Source organism: Streptomyces sp. 1-11, assembly GCF_007176755.1.
Classification (GTDB): Bacteria; Actinomycetota; Actinomycetes; order Streptomycetales; family Streptomycetaceae; genus Streptomyces.
This window is the reverse complement of record NZ_BJTV01000024.1, coordinates 39473-52249: the sequence shown is the minus strand read 5'-3', so window position 1 is coordinate 52249 and position 12777 is coordinate 39473. Positions and strand designations below refer to the sequence as shown.

The 12777-nt window shown below is 70.4% G+C and carries 14 protein-coding genes; 8 read left to right on the top strand and 6 right to left on the bottom strand.

The features are described from left to right. Window positions 1-124: 124 nt before the first annotated feature. Window positions 125-484: a DoxX family protein gene (locus TNCT1_RS33285; RefSeq protein WP_143639633.1), complete on the bottom strand. Its 360-nt coding sequence runs from the start codon at window positions 482-484 to the stop codon at window positions 125-127. 170 nt (window positions 485-654) lie between these two features. Beyond that, a complete protein-coding gene (locus tag TNCT1_RS33280; protein WP_174266540.1) occupies window positions 655-1137 on the bottom strand; it encodes a cupin domain-containing protein in 483 nt (160 codons plus the stop codon). Between the two features lie 93 nt (window positions 1138-1230). Between TNCT1_RS33280 and TNCT1_RS33275 the strand changes: the two genes are divergently transcribed. Beyond that, window positions 1231-2082: a LysR substrate-binding domain-containing protein gene (locus TNCT1_RS33275; protein WP_235903019.1), complete on the top strand. Its 852-nt coding sequence runs from the start codon at window positions 1231-1233 to the stop codon at window positions 2080-2082. A 277-nt stretch (window positions 2083-2359) separates the two neighbouring features. On the opposite strand, the gene TNCT1_RS33270 is transcribed toward TNCT1_RS33275, so the two are convergent. Together TNCT1_RS33270 and TNCT1_RS33265 are read right to left on the bottom strand one after the other, a co-directional pair. After that, entirely contained in the window at window positions 2360-3139 is a 780-nt protein-coding gene (locus tag TNCT1_RS33270; protein WP_143639627.1) for an SDR family NAD(P)-dependent oxidoreductase, read from the bottom strand. Then, window positions 3136-3627, bottom strand: a complete 492-nt coding sequence (locus tag TNCT1_RS33265; RefSeq protein ID WP_143639625.1) for a YbaK/EbsC family protein — start codon at window positions 3625-3627, stop codon at window positions 3136-3138. The genes TNCT1_RS33270 and TNCT1_RS33265 overlap by 4 nt, the downstream gene beginning before the upstream one ends. A 121-nt stretch (window positions 3628-3748) precedes the next feature. On the opposite strand from TNCT1_RS33265, the gene TNCT1_RS33260 reads away from it, so the two are divergent. From TNCT1_RS33260 to TNCT1_RS33250, 3 genes are all read left to right on the top strand, one after another. Next, window positions 3749-4267, top strand: a complete 519-nt coding sequence (locus TNCT1_RS33260; RefSeq protein ID WP_143639622.1) for a helix-turn-helix transcriptional regulator — start codon at window positions 3749-3751, stop codon at window positions 4265-4267. Window positions 4268-4451: 184 nt separating this feature from the next. Then, the gene (locus TNCT1_RS33255; protein WP_143639619.1) at window positions 4452-4913 is read left to right on the top strand and encodes a GNAT family N-acetyltransferase; all 462 of its coding nucleotides are present in this window, start codon (window positions 4452-4454) and stop codon (window positions 4911-4913) included. 135 nt (window positions 4914-5048) lie between these two features. Continuing rightward, window positions 5049-6347 (top strand): serine hydrolase, encoded by a 1299-nt coding sequence (locus TNCT1_RS33250; RefSeq protein WP_143639616.1) that lies wholly within the window; start codon window positions 5049-5051, stop codon window positions 6345-6347. Window positions 6348-6545: 198 nt separating this feature from the next. Here TNCT1_RS33250 and TNCT1_RS33245 read toward each other — a convergent pair whose 3' ends face one another. Continuing rightward, entirely contained in the window at window positions 6546-7394 is an 849-nt protein-coding gene (locus tag TNCT1_RS33245) for a class I SAM-dependent methyltransferase (protein WP_143639613.1), read from the bottom strand. Window positions 7395-7514: 120 nt separating this feature from the next. On the opposite strand from TNCT1_RS33245, the gene TNCT1_RS33240 reads away from it, so the two are divergent. From TNCT1_RS33240 to TNCT1_RS33220, 4 genes are all read left to right on the top strand, one after another. Then, complete coding sequence (locus TNCT1_RS33240) at window positions 7515-8099, top strand: TetR/AcrR family transcriptional regulator (RefSeq protein WP_143639611.1); 585 nt, start codon at window positions 7515-7517, stop codon at window positions 8097-8099. Window positions 8100-8510: 411 nt separating this feature from the next. Further along, a complete protein-coding gene (locus TNCT1_RS33230) occupies window positions 8511-9704 on the top strand; it encodes a sensor histidine kinase (RefSeq protein ID WP_143639609.1) in 1194 nt (397 codons plus the stop codon). After that, a complete protein-coding gene (locus tag TNCT1_RS33225) occupies window positions 9697-10362 on the top strand; it encodes a response regulator transcription factor (protein ID WP_174266539.1) in 666 nt (221 codons plus the stop codon). Before TNCT1_RS33230 ends, TNCT1_RS33225 begins: the two co-directional genes overlap by 8 nt. A 224-nt stretch (window positions 10363-10586) precedes the next feature. Beyond that, on the top strand, window positions 10587-11864 hold the full coding sequence (locus TNCT1_RS33220) for a serine hydrolase (RefSeq protein WP_174266538.1): 1278 nt from the start codon (window positions 10587-10589) through the stop codon (window positions 11862-11864). 49 nt (window positions 11865-11913) lie between these two features. Here the strand turns inward: TNCT1_RS33220 and TNCT1_RS33215 are convergent, their stop codons facing one another. Then, entirely contained in the window at window positions 11914-12741 is an 828-nt protein-coding gene (locus TNCT1_RS33215) for an AraC family transcriptional regulator (protein WP_174266537.1), read from the bottom strand. Window positions 12742-12777 lie beyond the last annotated feature (36 nt).

Below are 12777 nucleotides of genomic sequence, written 5' to 3'. Positions count from 1 at the left end.
GTTTCGACAGCAGATCACCGAGCAGCGCGTGGACGGCGGCGTGTTCGATGTTTTTGGGAAGTGACAGCGGCCGTGTGGCGGCCGGCCGAGCCGTTGCCTCCGCAGGTCGGGGGTTGGGCCCCGATCACAGCTGGGCGGCCAACCAGGCGGTCACAGCCGCGGTGGCGGTGAGTCCGACATTGAGTGTGACCCGGCGGTCCTCGCCGGTCAGGTGTACGGCGATCGCACCGGTCTGTAGGAGCACGAAACCGATGGCTGCGGCCGACGCCAGCCAGGGAGCGGTACCGGTCAGCCGTGGCAGGATCAGTCCGGTCGCGCCGAGTATCTCGATCACCCCCAGCGCCCTGAGGGCGGGAAGGGGCATGCGGTCGACCCAAGCCATCATCGGCCGGAGTTGATCGCGACTGCGGATCACCTTCAGCGTGCCTGCGTAGAAGTAGAAGAGCGCGAGCAGCCCCGCGACGATCCAGTAGGCGATGTTCATGGTTCCCGTTCACGAGCCCCGGATTGCGGGGGCCTGTCGGTTGTGTCGAGTGCCGGGGAAGCCCCCGGGGAAGGCCGGTCCGTCGTCCGAGGGGTTGGGACGCGAAAGGCGGGCGCGTCGTGGCCCAGGGGTCGAAAGGTGGGCGGCCGGGCCGTTTCGTCCCGTCGGCTTCAGGCGAGGTCGGTGGCGGGCTGTGTCGCGTAGCGGCTCATCGCGTCGAGGTTGGCCTGTGGCGTCAGCGGCCGGCCGCCGGCGAGCACCTCCTGAAGGTCTCGGAAGTACTGCACGTACAGGTCGGGTGTGAATGTGCTGAGCATGACGGCGGGTTGGTCGCTCAGGTTGGCGAAGGTGTGCGGGGTGCCGGGGGGAACCATGACGAGCGTGCCCGCGGTGGCGTCGTACTCCTCGTCCCCGACGGTGAACCGCACGTTGCCGGAGAGGATGTAGAAGCCCTCGTCGTGCCGGCCGTGGCGGTGCTGCGGCGGACCTTGCGTGTGCGGAGCGAGGACGGACTCGGCAATCGCGAGGCGGTGCCCGGTGTGGCTGCCGTCCTCCAGAACGCGCATGCGCGTGGTACCCAGAACGATCGTCTCGCCGTCGAGGGGGCCCACCACCGATACGCCGGGGTCGGCCTGCGGCTCGCTGGTCTTCATGTCATCGGTCACGTTCAACAGTGCACCGCCGGGACCCCGCCGGTGTCCAAGACCCCTTCGGCGGAGCCGATACCTCATGGGTATCGTTGCAGCGTGGAGCTACGGACCTTGCGCTACTTCGTGGCGGTCGCCGAGGAACTCCACTTCGGCCGGGCCGCCACCCGGCTGCACATGAGCCAGCCGCCGCTGAGCCGGGCGATCAAGCAGCTGGAAGCCGAGGTCGGGGCCCTGCTCTTCGCCCGCTCGACGACCGGCGTCACGCTCACTCCGGTGGGCACGGTGCTGCTCGACGAGGCGCGCGCACTGCTCGACCATGCCGACCGCGTCCGGCTACGCGTGAGCGCAGCAGCCGGCGTCGCGACCATCACCGTCGGCATCCTGGGCGACGGCACCGACCCGGGAGTGGCCAGGCTGGCCGCCGCCTACCGCCGGAACCACCCCGGCGTCGAGATCCGTGTCCGCGACACCGATCTGACCGACCCGACCTGTGGACTGCGCGCTGGACTGGTCGACGTCGCTCTCACCCGGGCGCCGTTCGACGAGACCGCCCTGAGAGTGCGAGCGCTGCGGAGCGATCCGGTCGGCGTGGTCCTGCGCGCCGACGACCCACTGGCCCGCCGCGAGGGACTGCGGCTGGCCGAGCTGCGCGACCGCCGCTGGTTCCAGTTCCCGCAGGGCACTGACCCCGTCTGGCAGTCGTACTGGAACGATGGGAGGCCGCGCGAGGGACCAGTGGTGCGTGCCGTCCAGGAATGCCTGCAGGCCGTGCTGTGGAACGGCACGGTCGGCCTGGCCCCGCTCGGGCACGACCTGCCCGTCGAGTTCACCGTGGTGCCGCTGATCGACATGGCGCCTAGCCGAGTGGTGGCGGTGTGGAACGAACGAGACACCAATCCGTTGATCCGGTCATTCATCGAGGAGGCGACAGCCGCGTACCGCCACTGAGCACCGGCCAGCGGTGCTGTCGTAGCGCTTGAACAAGTCGAACGCCGTGGCCCTCGAGACTGCCTCCCGAAGTGGTGAACATCTGCTGCCCCTTCTCGCACCGCTGCCCTCACCGCCGTGCGGCCGGGGGCCTGAGTCCGGCCTCGGCGGTGAAGCCCGGCTGAAGAGCCTGCGCGTGATGATCGCCGCGCTCCTGGTCGCGCACAGCTGGAACGTCGGCTACCCCCCGGTCATAGGGGCCGCAGAGGCCCAGGGGTCCGGGGATCCCCGGGCCCTGTCAGTGGGCGGTCCAGCCTCCATCGACCGGAAGGACGGCGCCCGTGAGGTAAGAGGCCGCTGGGCTGGCCAGCAGGACTGCCGCACCGACCAGTTCCTCAGGGTCGGCCCAGCGCCTCATGGGGACTTGGTGGTCCAGGAAGTCCCGTACGTGCGGGTCGTCATCGATGCCGTCGTTCAGTGGTGTGCGAAAGGGACCTGGAGCCAGCGCGTTGACACAGATGCCGGTGCCGGCGAGTTCGGCACCGAGGCTGCGGGTGAGCTGGATGACCGCGCCCTTACTGGCCGCGTAGCCTGCCCGACCTGCGGCACCGACGAGCCCGAGGGCACTGGCCAAGGTGACGATGCGGCCATACCCGGCACTGCGCATCACCGGCACAGCCGCCTGGCAGGCGAGGAAGGTTCCGACGACATTGACATCCAGGCAGCGACGCAACGTGACAGCGTCGAGCGCTCCGAGCTCGCCTCGGGCCTGGATCCCGGCGCTGGTCACCAGCACGTTCAGGCAGCCGTACTCGGTGACGATCTCCTCGACGAGGTGGTGAACCTCGTCCTCCTCGGTTACGTCGCAGGCGAGGCCCAGGACGGCAGTGCCCGTCCGGGCAGCGATCTCGGCCGCCGCTTGACGGCATACCTCCGGCCGCCTGCTGGCTACCACCGTCGTGCATCCGGCGGACGCCAGGCCCAGCGCGATGGCCCGGCCGAGCCCGGTCGAGCCCCCGGTGACCAGAGCCACCTGCCCAGACAGATTCGTCCCCAGCCCGACGGGCCCCTTGGTCATGGGCCGACCTGGAGCAGAAGTCCACCTGTGAGCCGGACGAGTTCGCCAGCGGTGGTGGGAAAGACCGTGCGGGGAGTTCCTGCGGCGGCCCAGACCTGGGCGTAGTCGGCCAAGACCGCATCGACCACGGTGGGAAGCGGACGGGGGTGACCGACGGGGGCCACACCTCCGATCGCCTGTCCGGTGGCCTGGCGTACTTGCTCGGGAGTGGCACGCCGGAGCTTGCCCCGCCCCCAACGGGCGGCGAGTGCGGTGGTGTTCACCTTGTGCTGACCGCTGGTCAGAACCAGGACGGCTTCACCATCGGAGATGAATACGAGGCTGTTGGCGATCGCACCCACGTCGCACCCCAGGGCCGAGGCGGCCTCGGCGGCCGTACGCGTCGATTCCGCCAGCTCACGTACCTGACCCGTGACGCCGGCCGCGGCGAGGGCGCGGGCCACCTGCATACTGCGAACGGGCAGGGACGCGTTTTCCTGAGGTCCCATGGGACTCCTTCATGCAAGGTCGCATCATCACGTGTTCCATATACAGAACGTTCCGTATGTGGAACGATAGATCTCACGCGGCATCGGATCAACTGGCATCGGCGACAAGAAGGGGCTCACCATGGACCTCGCCACTCGCGTCGGATTGCGCCTGCGGGAATTGCGCGAAGCGCAGGCGATCTCACTGTCCGAGCTGGCCCGCAGGTCCAAGATCGGCAAAGGGACGCTCTCCGAACTGGAGAGCGGCCGGCGCAATCCCACTCTGGAGACGCTCTACGCTCTGACGACGGCCCTCGAAGTGCCGCTCAGCACAGCGCTGCACAACCTCGCGTTTCCCACCAAGGTCTCCGGCCACGCCGTGGACGCCGTCCTCACCGAGCGATTCGAGACTGCCGAGGCGGTCACGGAAACCTACCGAGTGCGCATCCGTGCCGGAACGACGCAGGAGTCCGCCGCCCACACCCCCGGCACAACAGAGCACATCATCGTCCTCGCCGGCACCGCGCGCGTCGGTGAAACTTCCGCTCCTGCCCTGATCGGCCCCGGCATGCACGGCAGTTGGGCCGCCGACGTTCCGCACACGTACCAAGCACCGTCCGGAGACGTCGAGGCTCTGCTGATCGTGCGCTACTGCCAGTGAAACCTCATCCGGCCCCACGCCGGGTCGGACCGGCGCACGCCTCAGGGTGTGTGTCGAAAGTGACTGGTTGTGACTCTGTGGCCTGTGTTCCTATGCCGCAGTGAACAACGAGAGCGTCGGTGCTGCTGTGGAGAGGTCAGGCCCCCGGGTTCGACTGAGGGCTGACGGCGATGTCGAGGAGTGCGTGAGGGTTCTCGCAGAAGTCCATCGGCGTGACAGTTACCCGATGAACTGGCCTGGCCGGCCTCATGAGTGGTTGTTGCAGGCTTCTCTGTTCGGGGCCTGGGTCGCTGAACTCGGTGGCCGTCTCGTTGGCCATGTCAGCCTGTCCCGCAGCGGCGAAGGAGATCTGGCTCCCGGCTTGTGGAGCGAGCGGAGCGGAACGAGCGAGGACCTGACCGCAGTCGTCAGTCGGCTGTTCGTTGCCCCGCAGGCCAGGGGGCATGGCATCGGTGCGCTATTGATCCGCCAAGCCGTGGAGGAAGCACGCCGCCGTGGCCTGCATCCGGTGCTCGATGTCGTGCTGTCGGATACTGCCGCCGCAGCCCTGTATGAGCGGCTGGGCTGGGAATTGATGGCCACGGTCGAGCAACGATGGAGCCCGTCCCAGCTGGTGGCCATCCACTGTTACGCAGCGGGATCGTGACCTGACTGGTCACAGCCACTCGTTGATGGCGGCGGTTCCAGGGCGGCCTTGGCCTCGATCTCAGGGACCGATCAGGGTGCTATCGGGGGCGAGCCCTGATTCGTCACACCTCGGCTGTGCGGAACGGTCGTGGACATGACTTTCAAGCCTCCTTGCTCCAACGCCGGGACCACGGCGACAGCGCGCCGACGCAGGCGGGTGCCGGTCGCGTCGCTCGCCTGCGCGGTCCTCGGCGCCGTGGCGCTGGGCACGGCCGTCCCGGCGGTCGCGGTACCCGCCGCGCGGCCTGCCACCGCGGTCGACTGCACCGGCCACACCACCCGCGACACCACCAGCGACCCGACCCGCAACACCACCAGCGACCGGTTGCCGGAGCTGGATCCGCAGGCGTTGCGGCAGGCCCTATCGAGCGCGCCCGACCGCGTCACGGGCGTGCTGGCACGCGTGAGCGGGCCGGACGGTCACTGGACCGGTACGTACGGCGCCGCCGACATCACGACCGGCGCGCCGGTGCCGGTCGCCGGCCGGTTCCGTCTCGGCAGTGTCACCAAGACCTTCATCGCCACCGTGATGCTGCAACTGGCCGCCGAGCACCGCGTCGACCTCGACCAGCCCGTCCAGCACTATCTGCCGGACGTCCTGCCCGACAGCTACCCCCCCATCCCCGTCCGCACCCTGCTCAACTTCACCAGCGGCCTGCCCGAACTGAGCCAGGACGACCTGCCCACCACCCCGGACGGCATCGTCGCGCACCGCTTCGACGACCACCCGCTCGCCGAACTCGTCGCCAAGGCCGTCCGGCACGAACGCCCCTTCACCGAGCCCGGTTGCATGCAGGCCTACGGAGCCACCGGCTACTACGTCGCCGCCATGCTCGTCGAGCACCTCACCGGACACACCTACCAGCAGGAGATCACCACCCGGATCCTGCAACCGCTGCACCTGCGCGACACCACCGCCCCGCAGACCGACACCACGATCCCCGGCCCCCACTCCCACGGCTACATCGCCGTACCCCGGCCGGACGGTGGCTCGCAGCTGGTCGACATCACCGAACAGACTCCCGGCGCCGGCGGCATGATCGCCACCACCGCCGACCTCGACCGCTTCCTGACCACACTCTTCCGGGGACAACTGCTGCCCCCGACCGAGCAGGCGGAATTGTTCGACGTTCCCGACGTCCCCTACCTCGGCAGCACCGACCACGACCCGGGACAGGGCCGCGCCTACTACGCCGCCGGCCTGATGCGCGTGACCCTGCCCAACGGTGTGACCGTGTGGGGGAAGACCGGCACCACCTTCGGCTACACCAACGGCATGTTCACCACCCGCGACCTGCGCCGCCGCCTGGTGTACTCCTTCAACCCCACCACCGGCGGCGGCAACGACCTCGCCCTGGTCACCCGGATCCTGTCCGCGGCCTTCGCCCCCTGAGCGTCGCACCTCATGGCTGACGATCACTGTGCCGAGCGCGGCTCCTGACGCCTAGGCGGTGTCCGGCCGACCCCGCCGGGCGCTCCCACGCCGCGCGCCGATCCGCATGGCGTTCGCCTGGCCTGGATGGACGAGGTGCGGTAGCCCTTCGTCGCGGCCTCGCCTGCGCTGCGTGCAGGCGGAGGGGAGCTTGCAAGGTCACGCCTCGGGTGTGGTGGCGGTGAGGAGCCAGCCGGTGCTGCGCAGTCGCAGGCCGGCGTCGCCTTCGTGGGGGCGAAGGGCGTCGGTCAGGCGGGCCTGGGCGCGGGTGGCGGTGCTGGGGGTGGTCTGCGTGAGGAGGTGGCGGCCGGGTCCGGAGTTCAGCAGGAAGTCGGCGGCCTCTGCCGCGGTGTGCCCCCAACTGCCGTAGGCCGTGACGTGTTCGGTGCGTACGTTCTGAAACCCCGCCTGCTTCAGCAGGGCGGTCGCCGCGCCGGGCGGGGCAAGGGAGAACATGCCGGGGCCGGGCTTGCCGAAGCCGTCCAGCGGCAGCAGGTCTGCGAGGGTGGCCAGGGCGGTCAGCCACTGGTTGCCCTCGGGTTCGGCGGCGCACAGCAGGGCGGCGCGGCCGCCCGGGCGCAGTGCGGCGGCGATGTTGGCGAAGGCGGCGGCGGGGTCGCTGAAGAACATGATGCCGAAGCGGCTGATGACGACATCGAACGTGCTGCGGGGGAGCGGGTGGACCTGGGCGTCGCCCTGTTCGAAGCGGACGTTGGCGAAGTCCGCGCCCTCGGCGCCGGCTCGGGCGCGCTGGAGCATAGGGCCGGACAGATCCAGGCCCAGGGCACTGCCGTGCGGGGCGGCGGCGCGCGCGGCGAGCAGGGTCGTGGCTCCCGCGCCGCAGCCGATGTCGAGGACGTGGTCGCCGGGCGTGATGACCGCGGCGTCGAGCAAGGGCTGGTCGAAGCCTGCGTTCACGGCGTCCCAGCGATCCTGATGCGCTGCCCAGTGGGCGCCCTCATAGCCGTTCCAGGCCTGCGCCTGAGCGGTGTTGACGATGGCGTGCATGAGCGGAACCTCCCGTGGACGGGTGTTGGCCAAGCGATGGGCCACCCATAGAATGGGCGCACGCCCAAACAGTATGGGCGCACGCCCATACCTGCAATACCCTTTGTCCGGGAGGACTTGGTGTCACCACGCGGAGTGGCCATCCCCGATCTGCGCGAGCGGCTCTTCGACGCGGCCGAGCGGGTCCTGGCCCGGGACGGGGCCGCTGCTCTGACCAGCCGGGCGGTCACGGCCGAAGCCGGGTGTGCCAAGGGGGTGCTGCACACGCACTTCGCGGGGCTGGACGAGTTCGTCGCCGAACTGGTGCTGGACCGCTTCACCCGCACCGCCGCGCTCGCCGCCCGCCTCCCCGAAAAGGCGGGCAGCGACTCCGTCACCGGCAACCTGACGGCCCTGGCCTCGGCGGTGCTGAGCCTGGATCCCGGAGTCGTCGGGCTGGCGGTGACCCGGCCGGCAGCGGCCTTGCGCGTACGCGAGGCCTGGGCGGCGGGCGCACCCGGCTTCAATGCGATCCAGACTTCCATCGAGACCTACCTGGGCGCCGAACAGCGCCTGGGGCGCGTCACGGACGATCTGGACGCCGGATCGGTCGCGCTGGCACTGGTGGGCACATTGCACCATCTGCTGATGACGGGCCGCCCGGGCGTACCGCACCCGCAGGACGTGGTGGAACGGCTGATCCACGCTCTGACGGGTCTCTCCTGACCAGAGACCGGCCCTTGTCGCCGCACGGTGCCGGCCCGCCGGAAGGTGAGACCCGCACAGCGGACGGGCGCCGAATGCCACGGCGCCCACGAGCACGGGTGCCGAGGGCAGGTCGAGCTTCGCGAGCACGGCGGCGAGGTCACTCAGAAACGCGCGTCGAAGAAGCTCGGCCAGGTCGTGCAGGTCGGCCTGCGCCGAGTCCAGTCCAGGGCACAGGACCAGTGGTCGTCCCTGGCCGCCGCGGGATACCGGGGATCGTGACCCCGTGTCAGGGTCAACCGCTGCGGTGACATCACGGCGTCCGAGGCCCGTGCCGACGCCGGTGATGAGCCAGTTCTCCGCACGGGAGGTGACGCGAAGTGGCTCTTTGGAGTGACGAAGACCTGTGTGCGAGGTCGTAGTGTCGGACGGATGAGAGTGAGGGACGGCAGGTGGCCCGGCTGGGGTGCCGATGCCGGGCTGGTCGTACTGACGTTTGTGCCGGCGCTGCTGTCGCAGCCGTACGTGGACACCTCCGGGCCGGCCTGGGTGTCGCTGATGGCGTACGAGGCGGTGGGCGTGGTGGTTGTGCTGCTGCGCCGGCGGCTGCCGGCCACCGCCTTCGTCGTGGGTTTCGGGGCTCTTCTGGCGGCGCTGGTGGGGAGCGCGGGCGAGGGGGCCAAGCTGTCACCCCTGGTCTTCCTGCCGCTGGCGGTGCTGCTCTACAACCTGGGCCACCACGGCGTGAGCTGGCGGCGGACCGTGTCGGCGGTTCTCGGCGTCAGCATGCTGAGCGTGGCCGGTCTGTGGCTGAACCGGATGACGACCGACTCCGGCGACTTCCAGGGCGGCCTGGACGTCCTTGCCGTGCTGGCCCCGATGCCGCTGGCCTGGGTGATGGGGTTCGCCGCGCGCACCCGGCAGGAACTGCTGGCCGCGGCCGAGCGGAGGGCGGCCGACGCGCGCCGGGCACAGGCCCTGGAGGCGGCACAGGCCACGCAACGCGAGCGGACGAGGATCGCGGGTGAGATGCACGACGTGGTCGCGCACTCGCTGACCCTGCTCGTCGTGCATGCGGAGACGCTGCGGGCCCGAGGCGGCGAACTGCCCGACTGGGCCCGTGCCCAGATCGACGGCCTTGCGGCGGCGGGCCGGCAGAGCAGCGGCGAGCTGCGTGACCTGCTGCGGATGCTGCGCGACCCCGCGGACGCCGTCCCGCTCCAGCCCGTGCCGGACCTCGGTGAGCTGGACGCGTTGCTGGACGGCCACCGTGCCGCGGGCGGAACGGTCGAGCTGACGACGGACGTCGCGCCGCAGTCCGTGCCGGGGCCGGTCCAGCTGGCGGTGTACCGCGTCGTGCAGGAGGCACTGGTCAACGCCCGCCGGCACGCGCCCGGAGCGCCCGTCCAGGTGACCGTCCGCGGCGAAGACGGCGGAGAGCTGCGGTGTGAGATCGTGAACGGCCGCGGCGTGCGGCAGGCCGCGGCCTGCGCGGGCATCGGGCTCGGCCTGGTCAGCATGGAGGAGCGGGTGGGCGCGCTGGACGGCGAACTCACCGCGGGCCCCACCGGTGACGGCGGCTTCCGCGTCGCGGCGACGATGCCGTGGGAGCGTGCGGATGCCTGAGCAGATCAGCGTGCTCGTCGTGGACGACGAGCCGGTCATCCGCACCGGGCTGAGCGTGATCCTGGACAGTCAGGCGGACATCACCGTGGCGGGCACCGCGAACGACGGTGAGGAAGCCGTCGAGGTGTGTGCGCGGCTGCGGCCGGACGTGCTGGTGATGGACATCCGGATGCCGCGCCGCGACGGCCTGTGGGCGCTGGCCGAGCTGGGCCGCCGGGGCCTGCTCGGGCCGGGGCGCAGCCGGGCGCTCATGCTGACCACGTTCGACCTGGACGCCTACGTCGACGATGCGCTGACGGCCGGGGCCTCCGGCTTCCTGCTGAAGAACAGTTCGTACGAAGAGCTGGCTGCGGCCGTGCGTGCCGCGGCTGCCGGGCACAGCGCGCTGAGCCCCGCGGTGACCCAGCGGATCATCCAGGGCCACCTCAGCGGCCGGCGCCAGCCCAGCGACCATGACCTGGCCCGGCTGAGAGACCTCACCCAGCGGGAGGTCGACGTGCTGCGTCTGATCCGGGACGGGCTGAGCAACGCCGAGATCGCCGACCGGCTCGTGGTGAGCCTGCACACGGTCAAGACGCACGTCAGCCGCGTGCTCACGAAGACCGGCTGCCAGAGCCGGGCACAGGCGGCGGTGCTGGCCAGGAACACCCTGTCCTGACCCGCCCTCGGCCGCAGGACGGGCCGGCGGGGCGCCGTGCCCCGCGGGGTCGCTCCTTGGAGTGACCCCGCGCCGGTGGGAAGCCCGCCATCGAGCGATGTACCAGCGGCGCGCCACTGACTGAATGGATGGTGTGCGCGGGACCCGCCGAACGGCCGCTCATCAGGCGATCGCCCGGTCCCTCGACGCACGCAGCACATCGTCACGCGCCGAAGGGAACCGCCATGTCCGCACCCCCACTGTCCCGCCGCCACCGAATCCGCCGCGCAGCGCTGACCATCGCCTTGACGACCTGCCTGGGCGCGGCGCTCGCGAACTGCTCGGAGGCCGAACCGGCGGCCGGGCAGAGCGCGGCGAGCCCGGCGGCCGACGCGCGGCTGGCCCGCCTCGCGCAGCAGGCGGCAGACACCGGCTCCCTGGGCGTCATCGTCCGGGTCGACTCCGGCGACGGGAAGCCCGTCGAGATCGCCAAGCAGGCCGCCTGGACCAAGGACGACCACAGCCTCGCAGCCGGCGACCGGTTCCGAGTCGGGTCCAACACCAAGACGGTCACCGCGACCCTCGTCCTGCAACAGGTCGCCGAGAAGAGGATCGGCCTCGACGACACGGTCGAGAAGTGGCTGCCAGGCCTGGTCAAGGGCGGCGAACACATCACCGTACGGATGCTGCTCAACCACACCAGCGGCCTGGGCGACTTCCTGCTGACGCCCCAGTTCCTGCCCTCCCTCACCGGCCAGGAGCAGCGCACCTGGACGCCGCAGGAACTGCTCGCCATCACCCCTGAGCAGGACCCGCCGACCGAGCCCGGCAAGACGTACTCCTACAGCAACGCCAATTACGAGGCTCTCGGGCTGATCCTCGAGAAGGCCACCGGGAGCAGTCTGGCCGAGCTGATCGAGCAGAAGATCACCAGGCCGCTCGGCATGAAGGACTCGTTCCTGGCCACGAACGCGGCCTGGCCCGCCGGGAAACGCCACGCGACCGGCTACGAGCCGGACGCCAAGCGCCTGAAGGCCCTCCTTTCCGGGACCGTGGACCTGCCCGAGGACGTCGGATTCGCCGGGCCCGAACGCCCCGGGGACAACGTCGACACCTCCGCCATCGACCCGAGCTGGTCGTGGGCGGCAGGCGGTATGGTCTCCACCGCTCAGGACTGGCAGCGCTTCCTCACCGCGCTCATGTCCGGCCGGTTGCTGCCCGAGGCCCAGATGAAGCAGATGCGCACCACCGTGGACGCCCCCGAGGAAGGCGGAGGTTACGGTCTGGGCCTGATGAAGGTGGACACGCCCTGCGGCACGGTCTGGGGCCACACCGGCGGCCTGCCCGGCTACTCCAGTGAGATCTACACCGACGCCACCGGCACCCGTAGCGTCACGGTCTTCACCATGACGAACTTCGGCATCAAGGAAAAGAAGGCCGCCACCACGAACAAGGCCCTCGTCGAAGCCGCGACCTGCCAGATGCTCGGCAAGCCCCAGCCCTCGGACAGCCCGACCGGTTGACGGCCGCGGACACCAGCCGCCTCCGCCGACCGCCTTGCTGCCGACGCCCTCACTCGGCGGCCGCCGTCGCCTGCCACGCGCCCGGGCGCATGCCTGTCGCCTTGCGGAAGAACACCGAGAAGTTGGACGCGTCGGGGAAGCCGAGTACGTCGGCGCAGCGGGCTGCGGTGAGGCGGTCGTGTGCGAGGAGCCGTTTGGCCTCCAGGACGATCCGTTCGACGATGTACGCCTTCGCGGTGCGGCCGGTGGCCTGCTGCACCGCTCGTGAGAGGGTGCGGGGCGCGTATCCCAGCGCACGGGCGTAGTAGCCGGCGTCGTGGTGCTGCCGGAAGTGCGCTTCGACGCTGGAGCGGAACAACCGGAACACCTGAGGGGTGAGCCGTGCTTCGGCGTGCGGCGGGTGCAGCCGGGTGATGAGCGCGGAGAGCAGGATTTCGGGCAGCTCTGTCCGGGAGTCACTGGGCGGGGCGGATGCTTCGAGGAGGAGATGGCTGCGCGCCGTGTCGACGAAGGGCCAGTCGGCGTCGGGGATGATCCAGTGCGCGGCCGGGTCAGGGAAGGCGGCCAGTTCTCGGGTGGCGTGGGTGACCGGCGCGGTCGGCACGAACAGCACGAGGTGCCCTGCCACGTCGGCGATGTCATCCCACCGGTGCACCGCGCCGGGTGGAATCCACACCGCGGACCGGTCTTGAAGCGGGTGGCGGTGGAAATCGACGGCGACTGAGCCGGGTCCGGCGTCGATGACGGCAAGGACGTGGAAGTCGGCGCGCTGCGTGTTGCCGTCGTTCAGCTCGCGAAGGCGGCCGAACGTCATCGTCTCGACCGAGGCGGCGGGACGTCCCGCGGGCTGGTAGGTCATCTGCCGGATCACACTCATGTGTCCAGTTTTAGCCATCGGGAGACCAGTCACGCC